This window comes from Catellicoccus marimammalium M35/04/3 (assembly GCF_000313915.1).
GTDB classification, from domain to species: Bacteria; Bacillota; Bacilli; order Lactobacillales; family Catellicoccaceae; genus Catellicoccus; species Catellicoccus marimammalium.
In genome coordinates, this window is sequence record NZ_AMYT01000017.1 from 21,764 (window position 1) to 44,047 (window position 22,284).

General features: G+C 33.6%; 19 protein-coding genes and 2 tRNA genes. 12 read left to right on the forward strand and 9 right to left on the reverse strand.

Annotated elements, in window-relative coordinates:
- Positions 1-102: 102 nt before the first annotated feature.
- On the forward strand, positions 103-1,896 hold the full coding sequence (uidA, locus tag C683_RS02920) for a beta-glucuronidase (protein ID WP_051011322.1): 1,794 nt from the start codon (positions 103-105) through the stop codon (positions 1,894-1,896).
- A gap of 21 nt (positions 1,897-1,917) precedes the next feature.
- Here uidA and C683_RS02925 read toward each other — a convergent pair whose 3' ends face one another.
- Together C683_RS02925 and C683_RS02930 are read right to left on the reverse strand one after the other, a co-directional pair.
- Entirely contained in the window at positions 1,918-4,383 is a 2,466-nt protein-coding gene (locus tag C683_RS02925; protein WP_040388629.1) for a YfhO family protein, read from the reverse strand.
- A 12-nt stretch (positions 4,384-4,395) separates the two neighbouring features.
- Positions 4,396-5,178, reverse strand: coding sequence for a peptidylprolyl isomerase (locus C683_RS02930; RefSeq protein ID WP_009489747.1), 783 nt, complete (start codon positions 5,176-5,178; stop codon positions 4,396-4,398).
- A gap of 140 nt (positions 5,179-5,318) precedes the next feature.
- On the opposite strand from C683_RS02930, the gene C683_RS02935 reads away from it, so the two are divergent.
- From C683_RS02935 to C683_RS02985, 11 genes are all read left to right on the forward strand, one after another.
- Positions 5,319-6,410: a DUF871 domain-containing protein gene (locus C683_RS02935; protein ID WP_009489749.1), complete on the forward strand. Its 1,092-nt coding sequence runs from the start codon at positions 5,319-5,321 to the stop codon at positions 6,408-6,410.
- A 158-nt stretch (positions 6,411-6,568) separates the two neighbouring features.
- Entirely contained in the window at positions 6,569-7,876 is a 1,308-nt protein-coding gene (obgE, locus tag C683_RS02940) for a GTPase ObgE (RefSeq protein ID WP_009489751.1), read from the forward strand.
- 62 nt (positions 7,877-7,938) lie between these two features.
- Positions 7,939-8,622, forward strand: a complete 684-nt coding sequence (locus tag C683_RS02945) for a response regulator transcription factor (RefSeq protein WP_040388653.1) — start codon at positions 7,939-7,941, stop codon at positions 8,620-8,622.
- On the forward strand, positions 8,622-9,899 hold the full coding sequence (locus tag C683_RS02950) for a sensor histidine kinase (protein WP_009489755.1): 1,278 nt from the start codon (positions 8,622-8,624) through the stop codon (positions 9,897-9,899). Before C683_RS02945 ends, C683_RS02950 begins: the two co-directional genes overlap by 1 nt.
- 19 nt (positions 9,900-9,918) lie before the next feature.
- Positions 9,919-10,887, forward strand: coding sequence for a ribonuclease Z (gene rnz / locus C683_RS02955; protein WP_009489757.1), 969 nt, complete (start codon positions 9,919-9,921; stop codon positions 10,885-10,887).
- Positions 10,884-11,279 carry a LapA family protein gene (locus C683_RS02960; RefSeq protein ID WP_009489759.1) on the forward strand — a complete coding sequence of 132 codons (396 nt, stop codon included), beginning with the start codon at positions 10,884-10,886 and terminating at the stop codon, positions 11,277-11,279. Before rnz ends, C683_RS02960 begins: the two co-directional genes overlap by 4 nt.
- A complete protein-coding gene (locus C683_RS06350; protein ID WP_009489850.1) occupies positions 11,266-11,856 on the forward strand; it encodes a TetR/AcrR family transcriptional regulator in 591 nt (196 codons plus the stop codon). Before C683_RS02960 ends, C683_RS06350 begins: the two co-directional genes overlap by 14 nt.
- A gap of 105 nt (positions 11,857-11,961) precedes the next feature.
- Complete coding sequence (locus tag C683_RS02970; RefSeq protein ID WP_009489852.1) at positions 11,962-12,888, forward strand: manganese-dependent inorganic pyrophosphatase; 927 nt, start codon at positions 11,962-11,964, stop codon at positions 12,886-12,888.
- The gene (locus tag C683_RS02975) at positions 12,881-13,816 is read left to right on the forward strand and encodes a DUF1803 domain-containing protein (RefSeq protein WP_040388630.1); all 936 of its coding nucleotides are present in this window, start codon (positions 12,881-12,883) and stop codon (positions 13,814-13,816) included. Before C683_RS02970 ends, C683_RS02975 begins: the two co-directional genes overlap by 8 nt.
- 51 nt (positions 13,817-13,867) lie before the next feature.
- Positions 13,868-13,941: transfer RNA gene (locus C683_RS02980), tRNA-Arg, on the forward strand.
- Between the two features lie 3 nt (positions 13,942-13,944).
- Positions 13,945-14,031 (forward strand) — tRNA-Ser (locus tag C683_RS02985).
- A gap of 208 nt (positions 14,032-14,239) precedes the next feature.
- On the opposite strand, the gene glf is transcribed toward C683_RS02985, so the two are convergent.
- The 7 genes from glf to aroC form a co-directional block, all read right to left on the reverse strand.
- Positions 14,240-15,358: a UDP-galactopyranose mutase gene (glf, locus tag C683_RS02990; RefSeq protein WP_009489856.1), complete on the reverse strand. Its 1,119-nt coding sequence runs from the start codon at positions 15,356-15,358 to the stop codon at positions 14,240-14,242.
- Between the two features lie 63 nt (positions 15,359-15,421).
- Positions 15,422-15,934 (reverse strand): adenine phosphoribosyltransferase, encoded by a 513-nt coding sequence (locus tag C683_RS02995; protein ID WP_009489858.1) that lies wholly within the window; start codon positions 15,932-15,934, stop codon positions 15,422-15,424.
- A gap of 1 nt (position 15,935) precedes the next feature.
- Positions 15,936-18,257 carry a single-stranded-DNA-specific exonuclease RecJ gene (gene recJ / locus C683_RS03000; RefSeq protein WP_009489860.1) on the reverse strand — a complete coding sequence of 774 codons (2,322 nt, stop codon included), beginning with the start codon at positions 18,255-18,257 and terminating at the stop codon, positions 15,936-15,938.
- A gap of 156 nt (positions 18,258-18,413) precedes the next feature.
- A complete protein-coding gene (locus C683_RS03005) occupies positions 18,414-19,028 on the reverse strand; it encodes a tyrosine-protein kinase family protein (RefSeq protein ID WP_009489862.1) in 615 nt (204 codons plus the stop codon).
- The gene (locus C683_RS03010; RefSeq protein ID WP_009489864.1) at positions 19,025-19,819 is read right to left on the reverse strand and encodes a YveK family protein; all 795 of its coding nucleotides are present in this window, start codon (positions 19,817-19,819) and stop codon (positions 19,025-19,027) included. Before C683_RS03010 ends, C683_RS03005 begins: the two co-directional genes overlap by 4 nt.
- A 34-nt stretch (positions 19,820-19,853) precedes the next feature.
- The gene (aroA, locus tag C683_RS03015; protein WP_009489865.1) at positions 19,854-21,146 is read right to left on the reverse strand and encodes a 3-phosphoshikimate 1-carboxyvinyltransferase; all 1,293 of its coding nucleotides are present in this window, start codon (positions 21,144-21,146) and stop codon (positions 19,854-19,856) included.
- Complete coding sequence (gene aroC / locus C683_RS03020) at positions 21,143-22,279, reverse strand: chorismate synthase (protein WP_009489867.1); 1,137 nt, start codon at positions 22,277-22,279, stop codon at positions 21,143-21,145. Before aroC ends, aroA begins: the two co-directional genes overlap by 4 nt.
- Between the last annotated feature and the right edge of the window lie 5 nt (positions 22,280-22,284).

The following is a 22,284-nucleotide window of genomic DNA, read 5'->3' on the forward strand; positions in this document are numbered from 1 at the left end:
GTGATAGATACATCATTGTATATTTATATGAAAAGAGAGATTCTTTTGGTTTGTCCTAAAAGATTGCTACAATAAAAAGAGAAATGAAAAGGAGTGATGATGATGAAATCACTATTGTATCCACAAGTCAATTGTTGTCGTAAAAAAGAATCTTTAGATGGTCTTTGGTATTTTTCTTTTGATCCTAAAAAAGAATATGCCTCAGTAATTAAAGGAAAAGAAATTCCAAAAGATACTTGGATGCCTGTTCCAGGAAGTTTTTCTGATGTTTTTATGACCGCAGAAGAAAAAAATTATGTAGGAGATTTTTGGTATGAGCGAGAATTTGTTGTTCATGATTTTTCAAAAGAAGAAAGTGTTTTCTTACGTTTTGATAGCGCAACCCATCGCGCAAAAATCTATTTAGATGGTGAATGCATTGGTGAACACGAAGGTGGTTTTTTACCTTTTGAACTCGATATCACAGACCGAGTACAACCAGGTCATACTTATCGTTTGAGTGTTCAATTGAATAATGAATTACACGGAGATACTTTACCTGCAGGAATGACGATTGAGCATGAAGATGGAAGAAAAGAGGTAAAACCTTTCTTTGACTTTTTTAATTATTCTGGATTACAGCGCTCTGTTTCTTTGTTATATATGCCAAAAGAAAGAATTATCGATTTTTCAACTTCAACCGAATTGAGAGATGGAATAGCAATATTACATTATGAAATGATAATGAATACTACGAATGAATCTCTTTCTTTCCAAGCACAATTATATGACAAAAAAGGGAAAAATGTAGGTTCTTGTCCGCAAAAAGAAGGAACGATTGAAGTTCAATCCCCTCATCTTTGGGAAGTAGGTCAAGGATATCTATATACTTTAGTTTTAGAAGTGAAAAAAGAAGAAACTCTGATAGATACCTATGCTCAAAAAATTGGATTGAGAACTTTTGAAATAAAGGGAGATACTTTTTATTTGAATCAACATTCAATTTATTTGCAAGGATTTGGAAAACATGAAGATTTTTATTTAACAGGACGTAGCTATCAACCTTTAGTTTGGAAAAAGGATTTTGAAGCGATGAAATGGATGGGAGCAAACTGTTTTCGAACTTCTCATTATCCTTATGCCGAAGAAGTATATCAGATGGCAGATGAAGAGGGAATCTTAATTATTGATGAAGTCCCTGCAGTAGGATTTACAGGAGCAACGATGAATGTTCTTGGTGGACATCAAACGACTTCATTTTTTGCAGGAAAACCTAAACTTAAAGAACGTCATAAAGAAGCAATTGCAGATATGATTCAAAGAGATAAAAATCATCCCTCTGTTATTGCTTGGAGTTTAATGAATGAGCCAGAATCGACGACAAAAGAAGCAAAAGAATATTTCACAGATCTCTTTTCTTTTGCAAGAACGAAAGATCCTGAACATCGTCCTTGCACTTTTACAATGATTATGACTGAATCTTATCAAAATAGTCAATGTTATGATTTATGCGATTTTATTTCTTTAAATCGTTACTATGGTTGGTACATTGATAGTGGAGATTTGAAAAAAGGAATGGAGGACTTAAAGGCGGAATTAAAAGGATGGGAACAAGCATATCCTCATCATCCAATTATTTTTACTGAATTTGGTGCAGATACTTTACAAGGGAATAGTGACGTTACAGGCGGAATGTGGTCTGAACAATATCAAATCCAATTATTAAAAGCTTATACCGAAGTATTTGATAAGACTCCTTTTGTACAAGGAGAATTACTATGGAATTTTGCAGATTTTGCGACTGATCCAAGTATTTTACGAGCAAAAGGAAATCGAAAAGGGATTTTTACAAGAGAAAGAGATCCGAAAATGGCTGCTTATGTAATGAAAGAGCGTTGGCAAGGAAAAAGAGAATAAAAATAAAAAATAAGCATCGTCTTAATCGCGATGCTTATTTTTTTTATTATAGTAAAGACAAATACCTTCAATCACTACAGCAAAAGAAGAAAGAATCACACCAAAATAAAAGAGTTTAGGTACGTAATGTAATGTAATCTCATTTTTTCCTTTTTCTAAAGGAAGTTCCATCAGTCCAAGTTCTGATTCTTTTGGGATTACTTTTTTCCCATTGATAGTGGCTTGCCAATCTTTATCATAAAGAACAGAAAGTAAAGCAATTTCTCCTTTTTTTCTTCCTTGTAAAGAGGTAGTTAATGTTAAGTGATTGATTTTCACTTTTTGTTTTGGGACCGAATCTATCTTTTGTTTCCAGCGATTTACATTAAAAGTCGCAAATTTAACTTCTTTTAGATGTGTATTTTCTTTAGAATCAATTCTAATTTGTATTTTTTCTCCTTGTCGAATGTTTCCACAAGGGATGAGTGTAGTATTACAAATCTCAAGTGGTAAAGGTATCTCTTTTCCATTTCTAAAAACATGATATTGGCGAGATTCACTCACAGCAATCGGTGGTAATTCGATATAAAGAAGACCATCTTTTTGTGCTTGAATCTCTGTTTGATTACTAGAATCAGTGATTTTTTGTTTTTGAATGGTTACCGCATCAAATACTGAAGCTTGGAAAAGTGCCGTTGCGATTTGATTTTGGTTGGTAATTGCATCCTTTTTGTTTAAAGAAATGTCTTTTGTTAAGACAAAAGCCCCATTGTCATTTTTTAATCTTTGAGTGGTAATCGCTTGTCCTTTTTGTACTAAACGGTGATTTACTGCTAATAAAGTATCAGTGAGTGGAGTGGAACCAAAGTAACTGATTCTTCGCTCATTCCAACTATAAAGACCTAAGCTTTTTGCTAGTTGTAGGTTTTCTGTAGAAAGCGTAGACGTATAAGCACTCGTTCCTCGATAGTTAAACCACATTCCATTATTATATCCAGTTAATTCTAATCCGAATTTTTTTTCATCCACCCATGTATTATCTATTCTTGTTAAGTAATCATTTTCTTTTGGTAAAGCTTTTTGATAAGTACGACAAAAGGTTTGCATATCTTTTTGTGTGACCATTGGAATATCTTGTAAAGTCATCACAGATTGCCCCCATACTTCTATTAAAGAACCAAAAATAAAGACAAAGAATAGAGAGCGAAGAGATAACGAACATAAAAGGAACCAAATTCCACATAGAATTACAGAAGAAATGAGTCCTTGAGCTAAATAAGGCTGCGTTGCATCTAAGTGATCTCTAAAAAGATATAATCCACTAAAAAAGACAGCCATTGCTAAAAGCGTGAATTGAACCTTTCTTTTTTCTAATCGTTGATCTTGAATTCCTTCGCATAAGATTCCAATGAGAAAGAAAACGATAAGATAAGTGGAGCGAAATGGGAATCCCGCGGTTTCTTGAAACAATTGGAAAACCATTGCCAAAGGTGTCAATACCACACAAGCAAGCAATAAAAAGAAAAATCCAATATCTAGTTTTCTTGTTTGATGACGAGTAAACAGGCTGGTTAAAGATAAGGCTAATGGAAGTAATCCAAAATAGAAACTTGGGATATGAGAAAGACGCATCTCGTAATTACTCATTCCAAAACCAAAGCCAGCCCAACCATACCATTTTGTCTGTGTCAAAGGCTCAATTAAAGATTGAAATTCAAAGTTTCCTTTTCCTGTGGATAACATACTAACAATCGTTGGTAAGTAAAGCCAACTAAGTAGTAAGACTAAAAGAACGGAATGGAAAAGGAAAGAGAAAAATAGACGGTAATCTTTTATTATGACCTCTTTTAACGATTGATGCGTTGTCTTCATGCGATAATAGAAAAAATAGAAAAAGATAAATAAACAAACCATCCAAGCCATATAGTAATTGGATAAGAGTAAGAAAAATAAACTCCATTGATAAAGACCTTTTTTATTTTCGGTAATATATCGTTCTAAACCTGCAATAATTAAAGGAAGCCAGATTAAAACATCCATCCATAAGGTATTGTAAAAATAAAGAGCTGAGAAACCACAAAAACTATAACAAATACTTAATAGTGGAGTAGAAAAGGACTGCATCTTTTTTTGTGTAATTAGATAATAGCTCATCGTTAAACTTGCTAATATAAGTTTTAAGGCAATTAAAAAGAGTACTCCTCCAAGAAGTTGATTTTCTTTTAAAAAGAGTAAAAGAAAATTCAAGGGACTAGCGATATAGTAACTAATTAAAGATAACATACCACTACCAAGACCATTATGGAAAGAGTAAAGCCATTGTGTTGGATCTTGAATCAACTGTTTAAATTCTTGAATAAATGGCATATATTGTGATGCTAAATCTCCTGGAAAAAAGAAGTCTTTTCCTAAAGGATAGATATGATAAACAAACATAATCCCTAAAATAAAGATTATAGAAAAACTGAATGTCATCCAATAAAGATGTGCTTTTTTTATTTTTTTCATTTCAAACTAAAATTATTTCTCTTTTTTAGGTGTTTGTAGAATAGAAATGGAACGAATTTTAATCGTTTGTTTTGGTTTATCATTACTATCTGTAGGGGTTGCTGCAATTTTATCGACCACATTCATACCAGAGATTACTTGTCCAAACACTGTATAGTCATTAGGCATACTTTTATTACAATAGTCTAGATCAGGATTTCCTCCTTTTTTATAAGCATCAATAATCTTTTGTGGATATTCATCAATTAATAAGCCATCACTTTTATCTTCTTTATTTTGATTGATGAAAAATTGACTTCCATTGGTATCTGGACCTGAATTTGCCATCGCGATTGCTCCACGAAGATTATATAGGTTTTCATTCAATTCATCATCAAATGGTTTCTTCCATTTACTTTCTCCTCCTGTACCATCGCCTTTAGGATCTCCTGTTTGAATCATAAAATTATTAATGACGCGATGGAAGGTTAATCCATCATAATATCCTCCTTTTGCTAGAGAAACAAAATTTTCTACTGCTTTAGGTGCTAACTTAGGGAATAATCTAGCTTTGATATTTCCTTCGGTTGTTTTAATTTCTACCACATATTCATCTTTTCTTGGGTTTTTATCTAATTGTGGTAAATCCATTTTATTTAAATCTTTAATTTTTTGTTCACGATCTGTACTTTTTTCTGCCTTTTGTTCTGATTTTTCTGTGGAATTTGTAGCTTGTTTTGTGTTTTCTTTATCTGATCCACAACCAGTAAGTAACATCGTGCTACATAATGCCGCAATGATCCATGCTTTTTTCATAATATTCTCCTTCTTCACTAAATTCTCCTATAGTTTACCATACTTTAGAAAAGGGAAGAAGAGTAGCATTGGTCTAGACGGATTTATTGATTTTTCGTATAATGTAATCGTATTCATTAAAAGAAAAAGAGGAGAAGAGTATGGGACGTATTGGTATATCCATTTATCCAGAAAAATCTACACCAGAGAAGGATATTGCTTATTTAGAATTAGCAAAAAAATATGGATTCACTCGTGTGTTTACGAGTTTATTACAAATTAAAGAAAATAAAGAAGAAGTTTTACATCAATTTAAAACAGTAATCCAAAAAGCAAAAGAATTAGGGTTTGACGTAATGGTAGATATCAATCCAGATTTATTTGCACAATTAGGAATTTCCTATGATGATTTAAGTTTTTTTTCTGAACTAGGAGCGGATGGTATTCGGTTAGACTTAGGATTTACAGGTCAAGAAGAAGCAAAGATGACACGAAATCCTTATGGGTTAAAAATCGAAATTAATATGAGTCAAGGAACGAATTATGTAGATAATATTATGAGTTATTCTCCAAAAGCAGAAAATTTATATGGCTCACACAATTTTTATCCCCATCGTTATTCAGGATTAAGCGAAGAACATTTTAATTATTGTACTGAAAAATTCAATAAGTATCGTTTAAATACTATGGCTTTTGTAAATGCTCCTAGTGGAACGTTTGGACCTTGGGAAACTTCAGATGGTTTATGTACACTGGAAGAACATCGTGATTTACCATTAGCAACTCAAGTGAAACACTATTGTTTGATGGGAACTATCCAAGATATTACGATTGGAAATGCTTATGCTTCTGAAGAAGATTTAAAAGCAATGTCGGAAGTATTTTTTGCTCCAATGCCAACTTTACTTGTCGAGTGTAAGGAAGAAACAACATCATTAGAAAAAGAAGTTTTATTTAATAATTTACATAGTTATCGTGGAGATCGTAGTGAGTATTTATTACGTTCTACACAAACACGAGTAAAATATAAAGATCAAGATTTCCCTCCACATACTACAGAGAATATGAAACGAGGCGATGTTTTGATTGATAATGAAGGATATGGACAATATAAAGGAGAAACACAAATTGCATTAAAAGAAATGCATAATGATGGCCGTGTCAACGTTGTAGGAAGAATTGTTCCTCATGAGATTTTCTTGTTATCTTATTTACAGCCTTGGTCCTCCTTCCAATTGAAAGAATTCCGTTAAATCATAAAAAATAAGAAAAAAGAGTCTCTTTTTGAGGCTCTTTTATCATGAGGACATGAACTTTTCGACAAAGGTTATTGTCCTTTTATGTTTTGTCTACAGTACAAATATGATAAAATGTCAGTAGGATTAAGTCGGATTAAAGGGAGGATTTATACATGTCCATGTTTTTGGATCAAGTAAACATTGAAGTAAAAGCCGGAAAAGGCGGAGATGGAATGGTTTCATTCCGTCGTGAAAAATACGTTCCGAATGGCGGACCTTCTGGAGGAGATGGCGGAAAAGGGGGAAGTATCATCTTAAAAGTAGATGAGGGCTTACGTACCTTAATGGATTTCCGCTATAATCGTCATTTCAAAGCCAAAAGTGGTGAAAAAGGAATGAATAAAGGGATGCATGGACGCGGAGCAGAAGATTTGATTGTCAAAGTTCCTGCAGGGACAACTGTGCGCGATGCAAATACAGGTCAATTATTAGGAGACCTAGTAGAAAATGGACAAGAATTAGTGGTTGCTCGTGGAGGCCGTGGAGGTCGTGGAAATATCCGTTTTGCGACTGCTAGAAATACAGCACCTGAAATTGCTGAAAATGGAGAACCAGGTGAAGAGCGGACATTAAATCTTGAATTAAAAGTACTTGCTGATGTAGGTCTTGTTGGTTTCCCTTCTGTTGGGAAATCTACTTTATTGTCTGTAGTCTCTAAAGCTCGCCCTAAAATTGGGGATTATCATTTTACTACCTTAGTTCCTAATGTAGGAATGGTATTTTTAAAAGATGGTGAAAGCTTTGTTATGGCAGATATGCCAGGATTAATCGAAGGAGCTTCTCAAGGAGTAGGATTAGGAGATCAATTTTTACGCCATATTGAGCGAACACGTGTTTTATTACATGTGATTGATATGAGTGGGCTAGAAGGAAGAGATCCTTATGAAGATTATGTTACAATTAATCAAGAGTTGAAATCCTATGATTTACGTTTATTAGAACGTCCACAAATTATCGTTGCCAATAAAATGGATATGCCAGATGCCAAAGAAAATTTAGAGCAGTTTAAAGCGCACTTAGCAGAAGAATTTTCAGAAGAAGAAATGCCACAAATTTTCCCAATTTCAGGGATTACAAAACAAGGGGTAGAACCATTATTAGAGGCAACTGCACAATTACTAAATGAAACTCCAGAATTTCCATTGTATACTGAAGAAGAAATGGAAGAAACTGTACAGTATGGTTTACAAGAAGAAGAACCTGCTTTCTACATTACAAGAAATTCCGATGGTTCTTGGAATTTATCTGGAGATAAGATTGAAAAATTATACAAGATGACAAACTTCGATCATGATGAAAGTAGTATGCGTTTTGCTCGCCAATTACGTGCTATGGGAGTGGATGAAGCATTACGTGCTCGCGGAGCTAAAGATGGAGATTATATTTATTTAGATGACTTTATTTTTGAATTTATTGAGTAGTCTTGGTCGATAATCAAGAAACAAGAAATATGAATGAGAAATGAGGAAACCCAAAAATGAAAATGTTAAAATTTTTAGTTATTGAAGATGAGCGTAATTTATCAGATAGTATCGCAGATATGTTACGTCGTCTAGGAAAAGTAGAACAAGTTTTTAACGGAGAAGATGGCTTATATCAAGCAGAAAAAGGAGTTTACGACTTAATTATTTTAGACTTAATGTTACCAGGATTAGATGGTTTTACTATCTTGAATGAATTACGTCGTAAAAAAATTAATACACCTGTTTTAATTTTATCTGCTAAAGACAGCTTAGAAGATAAAGTACGTGCTTTTAAAGATGGTACGGATGATTACTTAACAAAACCATTCCATCGCGAAGAATTAATGTTACGTGTTAAAGCGTTATTAAAACGTTCTATGGGAATTGAAGAAAGTAATGTAATTGAAAATGGAAACTTAAAAATTAATCTAAATAATCACGTAGTTACTTATGAAGATCGTATTATTCAATTACAAGGAAAAGAATTTGACTTATTATTATATCTTGTACAAAACAAAGATGTAATTGTTACAAAAGAACAAATCTTCGACCGAATCTGGGGATTTGATTCTAGTACTTCTATTACCGTTGTTGAAGTGTATATGAGTAATTTACGTAAACAATTGAAAAAACAAAATGTACCAAACATGATCCGTACATTACGTAATGTGGGCTATATCTGGGAAAATCCATCGGAAGACTAATGGATAGTCGTATTCGCAAACAAGAGAAACATCTGTTACTTTCTAATATTTTGATTTTTTCTTTTCTCTTTATTTGTTTTGGTATGATTATTTATCATATGACAAAAACTACTATTTATTTCCAGGTTGATAATGTAATCGAGCAAATTTTCCAAAATAAAGATATTACAGAAGATAAAAGAATTCGTCAGGTAGAAAAGACCTCGCGCTATACGATTCGTATTGTGCGATGGTCTGATGATGGAAAAATTTTAAATGATGAAACGATTGATGATCGCAATATGTCGGACTCATTGTTTAAACAGCTCTCGTTGGATAAAAATGATTTAAATCGTTTTGTCTGTAAAGAATACAAAGATGACGATTCTAATGTATATTATCGATCGATGACAAAACCTTATATGGTAAAAGGGAAGAAAACTTATGTTGAAGTATTAGTTGCGATTACGCAAATTCATGAAGCAGCAGGTCGTTTCCGAAAATCATTATTTTTCTATTTGATTATTTTTACGCTGCTGTCTTTTATTATCAGTTATTATTTAGCCAAATTAGCAATGAAACCTATCATTCGTTCTTGGAGAAGTCAACAACGCTTTGTGGAAGATGCTTCTCATGAATTACGAACTCCATTAACCGTCATTCAAGCTAAATTAGAACAATTGTTTACTCATCCTCGACATACGATTATCGAAGAAAGCGAGAATATTGCTATTTCTTTAAATGAAGTTCGTCGTTTAGAGCAATTGATTAAAGATTTATCTTTCTTAGCTAAATCAGATAGTAGTGCATTGGTAATTCATGAAGAATTACATGATATTCATCAATTTATTGACCAGGCAGTCTCTCCTTATTGTGAAATTGCGGAAATGAAAGACCGTCATTTGACGATAGAGAATCATACACCACATTTAAAATTATGGTTTGATTCACAAAAAATCCATCAATTGTTGGTAATTTTGATTGATAACGCGATGAAATATACAGAAGACGAAGGACAAATTGTTGTCGTATCAAAAACAACTCCTAAACATTGGATTATTGAAGTAAAAGATAATGGAATCGGAGCAAGTGATGAAGATAAACAACATTTATTTGACCGTTTTTACCGTGTAGATTCTTCTCGTTCTCGTGAGACTGGAGGAACAGGATTAGGGTTATCTATTGCACAATGGATTGTCAATTCACATGATGGCACAATTACAGCATTAGATAATTCGCCAAAAGGTTTAATTATTCGTGTTGTATTACCATTACAGACAGAGGAAAGAAATAATTAAAATAGGAAAGAGTTTATTTATGGAATTACAATTTTTAGGCACTGGTGCTGGTGTCCCAGCTACCTCAAGAAATGTAACCAGCATTGCATTAAAGTTATTAGATGAATGTAATGAGATTTGGTTATTTGATTGTGGAGAAGGAACTCAGCAACAAATATTAAAGACACATATACGTCCACGAAAAATTAATAAAATTTTTATTACTCATTTACATGGAGATCATATTTTTGGTTTACCTGGATTATTAAGTAGTCGTTCTTTCCAAGGGGGCGATGAAAATCTAGTGATTTATGGACCAAAAGGAATTAAAAAATTTGTTGAAACAACATTAAAAATTTCAGAATCAAGATTAAGTTATAAAATTTCTTATGTTGAGTTAGATGCCTTTGAAGGGGTAAAAACTATTATTGATAATAAAAAGTTTAAAGTTGAAGTTGCTTTGCTAGATCATCGTATTCATTCTTTTGGTTACCGCATCATTGAAAAAGATTTGCCTGGAGAATTATTAATCGATAAAGTAAAAGCTGCAAATATTCCACAAGGTCCGGTTTACTCACAATTGAAAAAAGGAGAAATCGTGACTTTAGAAGATGGTAGAACTTTTGATGGGAAAGATTTTATTGGTCAACCGAAAAAAGGACGCATCGTTACTATTTTAGGGGATACAAGAAAAACGCCAAATGTGGAAATTTTAGCAAAAGATGCAGATGTTTTAGTCCATGAAAGTACTTTTGGTAAAGATGAACAAAAATTAGCAGCCAATTACTACCATTCTACAAGTACGCAAGCAGCGACTGTAGCGAAAAATGCGAATGTAAAACGTTTGTTCTTAACTCATATTAGTGCTCGCTATGTTGGAAAATTAGCTTATCAATTACAAAAAGAAGCACGTAGTATTTTCAAAAATACAAAAATTGCTTGGGACTTTGACGTTTTTGAAATTCCAAGTATTAAAGAAACAAATAAAAAAGAGGGCGACAAAAAATGAAGAAAAATTGGAAAATGATTATTGGGTTAATTTTAGCCTTTATCGTAGTAATCTTTGCGATTTTAAATCGAGAAGAAGCTGTAATTAACTTTGGCTTTGTACAATTGAAACAGCCTTTAATTATTTTAATTTTAGGATCAACCTTACTTGGAGCATTAATTAGCTTCTTATTATCTTCAGCTAGTCTATTTGGAAAAAATCGTCAAATTAAAAACTTACAAAAAGAAATGACTGAATTAAAAGCAAGTCAAAGTCGAAAAATTGATGCAAAAGTAGAAGATGCTAAAAAAGAATATGAACAATTATTAGGAGAAAAAGAAGAAGCGATTCATGCATTGGAAGAAAAATTAGCACAACATTCTTCTTTACAAGAAAATCATGACCAAGTCTAATTTCTATCATTTAACGGAAGAAAAACAACAGAGAATTGAAGAAGCGATTTATTGCGAATTTTCTGAATATGGTTATGAACAAGCTTCCATTAATCGAATGATTAAAGAAGCAAAAATTTCTCGTGGTGCATTTTATCTTTATTTTGAAGATAAAAAAGATGCATTCCATCACATATTAACGGTGACATTTATTAATCCGTTAAAAGAAGAAATGGAAAAAGTAGTGCCACAAAGATATAATGTTTTAGATTATACAGCTTTATGCTTTCAAGCTTTATATCCTTTATTGCTACAACACCAAACTTTTTCTATGTCTTGGTTGAATGAAGTAAGTTTTTTAGAATGGGATTGGTTTATTCAAAAACTTCAAGAAGAAAAAATTTACCAGTGGGAGCGAACAAAGTTAGATACTTTACGCTTCCGAAGTAAATATGAACAACAAGAAATTTTCTTTTTACTATCTTCCGTTTTATTCCATCAATTGCAACGTAATTTAATGGAAAAGAAAACTCCGGAATTAGCAAAAACGGATTTGTTAAAATCGTTATTGATTCTAAAAGTTGGATTTCAACGTTAAAAAATATCCTCTAAACATAATGGTTTAGAGGATATTTTGTTATATTCAGTTTTAATTTATGCTATAATAAATTCATATATGTATGACTAAAGGAGATAAGAACTCATGGAAAAAGTTTTAGTTTTCGGACATTTAAATCCAGATACAGATTCAATCGCTTCAGCGATTTCATTTGCTTATTTACAACAACAATTAGGAGTAAATGCAGAAGCTGTTGCTTTAGGAACACCAAATGAAGAAACAGAATATGCATTAAATACATTTGGTTTTGAACCATTACGTGTAATTGAAACTGCTGCTAACGAAGTAAAAGAAGTAATGTTAGTAGACCATAATGAAGCACAACAAACAGTAAAAGATATTAAAGATGTACGTGTTTCTTACGTTGTCGATCATCACCGTATTGCTTTTGAATGTGCAGAACCATTATTCTATCGTGCTGAACCAGTAGGATGCACAAACACAATTATTTATAAATTATATCAAGAACATAATGTAGAAATTCCAGCAAACATTGCCGGAATGATGCTATCTGCTATTATTTCAGATACTTTATTATTCAAATCTCCAACATGTACACCATTTGATGTAGAAGTTGCGAAAAAATTAGCAGAAATTGCTGGTGTAGATGCAGAAACTTACGGTTTAGAAATGTTAAAAGCAGGTACAAATTTAGCAACTAAAACAGAAAAAGAATTACTAAATGCAGATGCTAAAAGCTTTGATATGAACGGAGTTACAGTTCGTATCGACCAAGTAAATACTGTCGACTTTGCAGATGTATTATCTCGTAAAGATGCTCTAGAAGCAGAAATGTTAAAAGAAAACGAAGAAGAAGGCTATGATTTATTTGTGTTATTAATTACAAATATTTTAGATAGTGATTCAATCGTAATTGCGTTAGGTGAGGGAGTAGATAAAGTAGAAGCCGCATTTGAAACTACTTTAGAAGAAAATCAATCTCTATTAAAAGGGGTTGTATCTCGTAAAAAACAAGTGGTTCCTCCACTAACAGAAGCATTTAATGGTTAATCTAGTTTATCCATTACAAATGAAAAGCTCTAACGAGGCGGATTTGCGTTTATATGCTCATCCGCTTACGAAAGAGCTTATTTTTTATCTTTTAGATTCACCTCAGGCTTCTTTAAAAGAAATTCGAGCGGCGTTTCCTGAAGTGAACCGCAAAAAATTAGATGAACAAATTCAAAAATTGATAGATTGTCAAGTGATAGAGCGAAAAGAGCGTACATACTCTGTAATTTTACCTATTTATACAAAAGATCAATTTCAGGCAGATCAAAAACTTGCTAAAGAAAAAGTAACAGGGATTCTTTCTTCATGGAAGGAAAAAATGATGACTGAAGAATGGAAAGAAGGATTGGATAAGGATGCCTTTTCTTATTTTATTGCTAAAGTAATTCCTGAAAATCAAGAGTTATTATTGTTAGAAGAGGGAATAGAGATGCAGCGTTGGATTTCTATTTCTTCAGAAAAAGCAATTTTTGCGAGCTATCAATCTCTTTCTGTTTGGGAACAAGATTGGGTCTCTTATTTTTTAGCTTTGCATGCACAATGTCCATTAGTGACAGCATATAGCCAAGAGATTTATCCTTATACAGGCGATGTAGAAACAAGTTTCTTTTTAGATCGTTGTCTACGCCTTATTCGTCAAATGAATCGTGCTACGGGTGATTTAGAAAAACAAAAACAATCTATTTTTTATCAAGCATTGTCTGCTGCACATTGGATTCAAAATGATCAACTGACAATTCGTCTTTTCCGTAAAAAATTACGTAAACAATGGGAGCTATGGGAAGAAAAATATCAAGAGAACTTAAAAGAGTTACAACATCTTTTTTCTATATCCTCTCCTATGCAAAATTACTGTCTATTATCTGAGCTTTATCAACAGTTGGATATTCTACCGATATCTGAATCATCAATGGTTATTGAGAAATAAAAAGTCCTCTTTTTATTTCTCTTTTTTTATGATATAATTTCAATGATATAGCGGTCGTTAGCTCAGTTGGATAGAGCACAAGTTTCCGGTGCTTGGTGTCGCGGGTTCGAATCCTGTACGACCGGTTACGATGGTTACCCAAGTGGCTAAAGGGGTCGCTCTCGAAAAGCGATAGGCGAGAATATCGTGCGTGGGTTCAAATCCCACACCATCGGTTGAAATAGATCTTATGAGATGAGGAATAATCCTCATCTAAAAAATGATATCCTAGTTTACATAATATATATTATCGGAAGTTAAGGAAATAAGAAAAAAATAGAGGCTTGATATTTTCATCTCTCCTCTATTTTTATTATTGGCATTTTATTTATGGATTCATCATTAATCCATAAAAAGATAAAAATGCATCTTAAAATTTATGAATTATTTAAGTTCATTCTCGACGGTTTTAAGAGCTTGTTCCACAATTTTATCCATATCATAGTAACGATAAGTGCCTAAGCGTCCGCCAAAAATAATATTAGGAAATTCTGCTGCTTTTTGAGCATAACGCTGATATAAAGCATTATTTTCATCATTATTTACTGGATAATATGGTTCGATTCCAGGTTCCCAATCTGCAGGATATTCTTTAGTAATCATTGTACCAGAAATTGATTCTGGTTGATTGGTTTGGAAATGTTTATGTTCAATAATTCTTGTATAAGCTGGTGTAACATCTGTATAGTTAACAACAGCGTTTCCTTGATAGTTATCAATGTTATTTAAATACTCATGTTCGAAACGTAAAGAACGATAAGCCAAGGTTCCATATTCATAATTAAAGAATTGATCAATCATTCCTGTAAAAATTAATTTTTCTCCTTGATTTAGCCAATGTTCGCGGTTTTCAAAGAAATCAATTCCTAATTCTACAGAGATATTTGGATGATTTAACATATTTTCTACAATAGCGGTATAGCCATTTGTAGGAATTCCTTGATAAATATCGTTGAAATAATTGTTATTATATGTATAACGAACTGGCAAACGTTTAATGATAAAACTTGGAAGTTTAGTTGCTTTTTCCCCCCATTGTTTTTCTGTATATCCTTTGATCAACTTCTGATAAATATCTGTTCCGACAAGAGAAATCGCTTGCTCTTCTAAATTTTGTGGTTCTTTATCCCCTAAAGCTTCTTTCTTTTGTTGTTCAATTTTTTCTTGAGCTTCTTGTGGTGTTACCACTCCCCATAATTTGTTAAAAGTATTCATATTGAAAGGTAAGTTATAAATTTCGCCACGGAAATTTGCAATCGGTGAATTGATAAAAGGATGGAACGTTGTAAATTGATTGATATAGCGCCATACTTGTTCATTACTTGTATGGAAAATATGAGCACCATATTCATGAACATGAATTCCCTCTACTTCTTTTGTATAAATATTTCCTGCAATATGATTGCGTTTTTCAATTACTTTAATTTTTTTCCCTTGCAGCGCTAGTTCATGGGCACAAATAGCACCGAACAACCCTGCTCCGACAATGACGTAATCGTACATTTGTTTCTCCTTTCTTTTAAAAAGAAAAAGCATGAGAAATCGGTCTCATGCTTTTAAGGTTTATTAATATTCCATTAATACTTTAATGTCATAATCTTTGATGTTGTCACGACCGTGTAAGTCTGTTAATTCAATTAAAAAGGCACATCCAACAACAATTCCGCCTAATTCTTCTACTAATTTAATCGTTGCAGCAATCGTACCGCCAGTAGCTAATAAGTCATCTGTAATTAATACACGTTGACCTGGTTTGATGGCATCTTTGTGAATTGTTAATGTATCCATTCCATATTCTTTTTCGTAGCTTACTTCGATTGTTTCACGAGGTAATTTTCCTGGTTTGCGGACTGGAGCAAATCCAATGCTCATTTCATAAGCGACAGGACATCCAACGATAAATCCACGTGCTTCTGGTCCTACTACCATATCTACTTCTTTTTCTTTTGCATATTCTACAATGGCTTGTGTCGCAGCACGATAGGCCTCACCATCTGCCATTAACGGTGAAATATCACGGAAAACAATTCCTTCTTTTGGGTAGTTTTCAATGCTTGCGATATAATTTTTTAAATCCATTTTATTTTTCTTCCTCCTGTTGTTGAAACCAATGAAATAAGCTATCTATTGTTTCGTATAATAAGAAAGCTTCACTTTGAATTAAGGTTTCACGTTCTTGATAAATCGTACTACTATCTAATGGTCGTTTTGTTGGATTTGGTACTGGATTTAAGATTCCATTTTGAATGCGAACAAAATCCAAGTCCCTAAATAAATTTATCATAAATATCAAGTTTTGCATAGGGATTTTTAGCATCTGACTCAATTGTTTTAATTGATGATGGACATCCAAATCTTTTTGTTTTTTCAAATATTGGAAAACATAAGTGAATTGTTCTCGACTTGGCATTCCATTAAGATATGCTTCTTCAAAGTCATGAGCGACTAAAACGTACTCTTGATCTTTATGTTTATGAATTACTTGAGCAAGCTCTTCTAAATGAGTAGGAAGATCTAATAGAATCACTTGAGTAACATCGTCTTCTTGTGTTAAATAAGTGGTCACATCTAGTAAAGTCGCTTCTGGATAATACATTTGTAAGCGACGTTTATGCAACGGATTGAAATATAGATAAAGAGCATCGGATTGTACATAATCTTCAGATAAAAAGCGTTGTCCACGAGCATCAAACAATTGTAAAGTAGGAATCTCATAATCTTTCAAACGTAATTGTAACGTTTGCTTTCCTTGCCATTCATTACAGTCCAATTCTCCAATGACATTCACTTTAGTACTACTTAATAGATCTCTTTGGGAGCCACGATAAGAAAAATAAATAAACGGTAATTTACTTATTTTTTCTTCTTCTTTTTGGACAATTAGCCCTTTCATATGTGCTTGATTTTTACCAAAAGTTTTAGGATTTTCGATAGAGACTCCTTGTAATTCTAAACAAGGGATAGGATTTCCTTTCCCAAAAGGAGCAAGGATTTGTAACTCATCAAAAAAGTCCATTGTGCAATCTTCTACGGATAAAATAAGGTCGATTTCTTGCTCTTTTTTTCCTTTTTCAAAAGCTTCTACTTCTGGTAGTTGGTTGATTTTTTGACGAAAGGCTTCCAAATTTTCAGTGGTAATTGTTAAACCTGCCGCGGCAGGATGTCCACCAAAAGTCACTAAAAGGTCAGAACATTGTTCTAGTAAAGAAACAATGGATAAAGATTCCACGCTACGAGCAGAGCCTTTTGCTTCTCCACTTAATGGATCTAAATGTAAAGCTAAACAAGGACAGCCTGTTTGATCCATAATCTTTCCTGCCACAATTCCTAAAATACCTTCCGGCCATTCTGTGCTTGTAACGATTTGAATTTTATCTTCGGTTAACTGTTCTTTCGCTTCTTCTACTGCTTTTTCTACGTATTCTTTACGCTCTGTATTCAATGCATTAATTTCTTTAGCATATTGTTGTGCTACTTCATCGTCAAAAGTTGTCAACATTTCAACAGCAATATTTGCATCTCCTAATCGTCCTGGTGCATTCAATCGAGGAGCGATTTGGAAAGAAACTTGCTCAGAGGTAATCGTTTCTAGAGAAAGATTAGCAAAATGCGCTAATTGTTGTAATCCCATTCGTTCAGAATGACGCATCGCGTCCAATCCTAAAGCCACTAGTGTGCGATTTTCTCCAGTTAATGGCATCAAATCAGCAATCGTTCCTAAAGCCACCATATCTAGCACTTCAGTTGGGATACCATCTACTAAAGCACAAGCAAGTTTAAAGGCTACCCCTACCCCTGCTAAATGCTTCTCTGGATAGTCTGTTCCAGGTAGAAGTGGATGAATAATAGCATAGGCTTCAGGAAGCTCTTCTTTTAATTGATGGTGATCAGTAACAATAACATCGACCCCTTGTTCTTTCGCATAAGCCAAAGCTTCAAATCCTGTAATCCCATTATCTACAGTAATAATTAAATCAATTCCTGATTGAATATAATATTTATAAACAGATAAATTTGGTCCATATCCATCGGTTGTTCGATCTGGTAGGAAATATTCTACTTCTGCTCCCATCGCGTCTAAGACATCTTTTAAAACGACAGTACTAGAAATCCCATCACAGTCATAATCTCCATAGATTAAAATTCGCTGATTATTTTCAATCGCAAAAAGAATACGAGCGACTGCTTTTGCCATATCTGGGAATAAAAAAGGATCATGTAAATCTTCTATTCTTGGATGAATCCATGCTTCATAATCGGCTTTTGTCTGAATGCCACGACGCCATAATAATTCGGCTAAGGGACCTGCAATGGATAAATCAGAAGCAAAAATAGAAATTTGTTCTTTTTCTTCGTTCGTTAATTCCTTTGGTTGTTTCCATTGGTACATGGATGATTGCAAAATAAAGCCCCCTCTCTAAGTCTTTCACAATTATTTATTCTAACATAAAAGAAAGAAGTTTACCCTAAAAAGTAAACTTCTTTTCTTTTTCTTCTATTTCTTTGTTCATCTTACAGATATTTATCTCATTTTAGAAATATATTTTTCGTTCTATCATTAAGACTTAAATTCATTTTCGACGATTGCAATAGGAATATCACAACGTTTTAATTTTTTAAAGGCTCTCTGTACCTCTTTTTGTTCTGAATATTTTTTTCGTGCAATAAATAGAGTTAATTCACTTTCTTGGATAAATTCTAAAGAAAGATCAGAAACATCTAGTGCACTCGTATCGATAATAATTCGGCGATAATATTTTTTCGCTTCTTCTAACAACTGTTCCAAATTTTGACGATAATTTTGTGCTTTCGCTAAATGAGGACCACTTGTTAATAAATCAAGTGTGCGAATGTATCCTGAAGGTAAAGTAAAACGCTGTAATAGCGGAGATTCTTCTTCTAGATAAGTGGATACTCCTTTATAATTTTGTAAATCAAAAATTGTATCTTGCATTGGAGAAGTTAAATTGGCATCAATTAATAAGGTTTGGAACCCTTCCTTAGCATAAGTAAAAGCTAAATTTGCCGCAATCGTTGATTTCCCTTCTCCTTTTTGACTAGAAGTCACCGCAATAATTTGTTTATGTTCAAAATTCAAATCAATATTTTCTGCTAATTGTCGAAAAGACGCCACTTCAGTTTCGTTATTTACTAATGGGGGAATTGTACTCATCTTTTTCTTTTGCGTCGAGAACGAGTCAATGTTTCTAGATGTTGTGTTTCTCCTAATAAACGCTCATCTACCATAGCATTATGTTCTTCTACTTGACGCTCTCCTTCCTTTTGATACATTGGTTTTTGGGTAACTTCCGTTAAGGTAGGAATAGAACCAATCACTGGAGCAGATAAAGTTTGTAAATAGCGATGTTGGACATATTTCTTTTTCCGTTGTCCTAATCGGAGTAATAAGCCAATCATTGCACCAAGGATAACCCCAATGATTGCTCCTATTCCTAATTGTAAAGGTACATTAGGCTGAATTGGTTTTGGTGAAAACGTAGGGTCTTTTACCCAATGTAATCCTTGAATTTTTAATTTTTGTGGCAAAACTTCCATCCATGTTTTTCCCATTGCTTGAAGTTCATCTTGTGCCCATAGTGGGTTCGATGACTGAGCGCGGAAAGATAATTCTTTTCCATTATCTTCTAAAGAAACATGAATCTCTTTTTGTAAGGTAGAAATACTTGGTTGGAAGTCTTTTGACATTTGTTTTTTTGTCATAGCCAAGATTTCTTTATTTTTGGCAATCGCTTGAAAATTATCTTCTAACGATTGCTGCATTTTCTTATCTTGAGCGACACTTTCTTCTTGGTCTTTAGAAAGCTCAATACGCATGGTAGCTGTGGATTGATATTCTTTAGGACAAATCCAATAGGTATAAATCCCAGAAATTCCCACGCCAATGATTCCTAAAAATAAAATCCAAAAGAGAAATTGTCCTTTCTTCTTTTGTTGCTTTTGCACTATTCTTCTCCTTCGTTCGGTTTATTTTTATTTATCATATCATAAACTCTTCATACAAAACAGATTGTAAATTGTTCATAAAAGATGGATAAGAAATCTCCATTGCTTGTTCATCTGTTAAAAAGACAGGTTCTGGAATCAACAAAGCAGCAATCATCAGCATCATCGCGATTCGATGATCTTGGTGGCTTTCTACCTTGCCTCCATGTAATAAAGAATCTCCTGCAATTTCCCATCCATCTTCTTTAACTACAATCTCTGCTCCTAGTTTTTTCAATTCTGTAGCGGTAGATAAAATACGATTGGATTCTTTTACTTTCAATTCTTCTGCGTTACGAACTATCGTCTTTCCTTCTGCTTGTGTTGCTACTAAGGCAAGTAATGGTAGTTCATCGATTAATTGGGGAATTTCTTTTCCCTCTACAATCGTTCCTTTTAGGTTTGGACTATATTGGCAATGCAGTTGATATAATCCATTTTCTTGTGGAATCCACTCCAAATGAGCACCCATTCTTAGTAGAACCTCAACCAAACCATTTCTTGTTTTGTTTTTTGTTAGATCCATTAAGTACAAGTCACTTTTGGGGGTTAAAATTGCTCCTACGATAAAAAATGCCGCAGAAGAAATATCGGCCGGTACAAATAGTTCTGTCCCCTCTAACTCTTGATTTCCTACAAGTTGAATTTCTGTATGTTCTTCTTTTTCTTGAACTTCAACCCTACCTCCAAAGAAAGGTAACATTTCTTCTGTGTGATTTCTAGTAGGAATTGTTTCTATCACTGTTGTGTCTCCTTTTGCGGATAATCCTGCCAGTAAAATTGCAGATTTTACTTGCGCACTAGCAACAGGTAATGAATACGTCATTCCTTGTAACTCCATACTAGAAAAAGCAAAAGGTAACTTCATATTTTGAGTGGTAAAATGAACGCCCATTTTTTCTAAAGGATCAATAATCCGTTTCATAGGGCGTTGTTGTAATGACTCATCTCCTGTGAAATGATACGTTTTTGTAGTGTTAGCAAAAAGACCGGATAAAAGACGAGCAGAAGTTCCTGAATTTCCTAAATCAAAAAAGAGCTCTTCTTCTTTCCATTGACGATTGCATCCTTCTACTATGATTCTACCGTTGTCTTCAGTGATCATTGCCCCTGCTTTTTGTAAAGCCTCTTTTGTAGAAGTGATATCTTTTGCTTGTAATAAGTGATGAATCTCTGTTTTACCTTTACTATATGCACCAAGCATCAAAGCGCGATGAGAGATTGATTTGTCACTAGCTACTCGTAGTTTTCCCTTTAAATAGGGGTGAGAAAAACGAAGATTCATCATAAGTCTTGTCCTCTTTTTCTTTGTTTTTCAACCGCTTCTTTTAATTGTTCTACTGTGTCACTTGTAAATTGTTCGCAAAGAATTTCGACTAAAGTTGTCGCTACGACCGCTTCTACTACGTAACTAGCACTTGGTACAGCGCAATGATCGCTACGTTCGACACTAGCTTGATAAATTTCTTTTGTTCGTACATCTACGGTTTGTAGTGGATGATATTGTGTAGGGATAGGTTTCATATACGCTTGTAAGCGAATTGGCATTCCAGTAGACATACCCCCTTCAATTCCTCCAAGATGATTAGAAAGACGATAATAGCCTTCCTCTTCTTTCCAAGCGATTTCATCCATCACGTCTTTTCCAAAAGATTGAATTAAGGAAATACCATCTCCAAAAGTAACACCTTTCATCGCGTTAATACTCATCACCGCATAACTTAGACGAGCATCTAATTTTCGATTCCACTGCGTATAGTCGCCAACTCCTGCAGGCATTCCTTTAACAATAACTTCTATGCCTCCACCTAATGTAGTTCCTTCTTCTTTGGCTTTTTGAATCCAGTTTTTCATTTCCTCGGCTACTGCTTCATGGACAACACGTAAGTCATTATGAGTGGTAAATTCATCTTCGACTACAAGATCTTTTACTGGGCCAATTTGAAAAACGCGTCCTTGCAAAGTAATGCCCAATACTTCTAGTAATTGAGTACATAAGGCTCCAATAGCAACTCGCATTGCTGTTTCGCGAGCAGAAGAACGTTCTAACACATTGCGCATATCTTCTTGTCCATATTTAATCCCACCAACTAAATCTGCATGTCCTGGTCTTGGTGTATAGACTCCACGTTTTGTTTCATAAGGTTCTAAAGCAGACATTTCTTTTTGCCAATTTTTAAAATCTCGATTTTCAATTTGAAAAGTAATTGGGCTTCCCATTGTTTTTTGGTGACGAATCCCAGATAAAATTTGAACTTTGTCTTGTTCGATTTTCATTCTTCCACCACGGCCATATCCTTTTTGGCGCTGGGCTAACGCTTGATTGATCTTTTCAATATCTACCGTTAATCCTGCTGGAAAGTGATCAATGATTCCTGTAAGGCAAGGTCCATGAGATTCACCTGCAGTAATAAAATTCATAATTT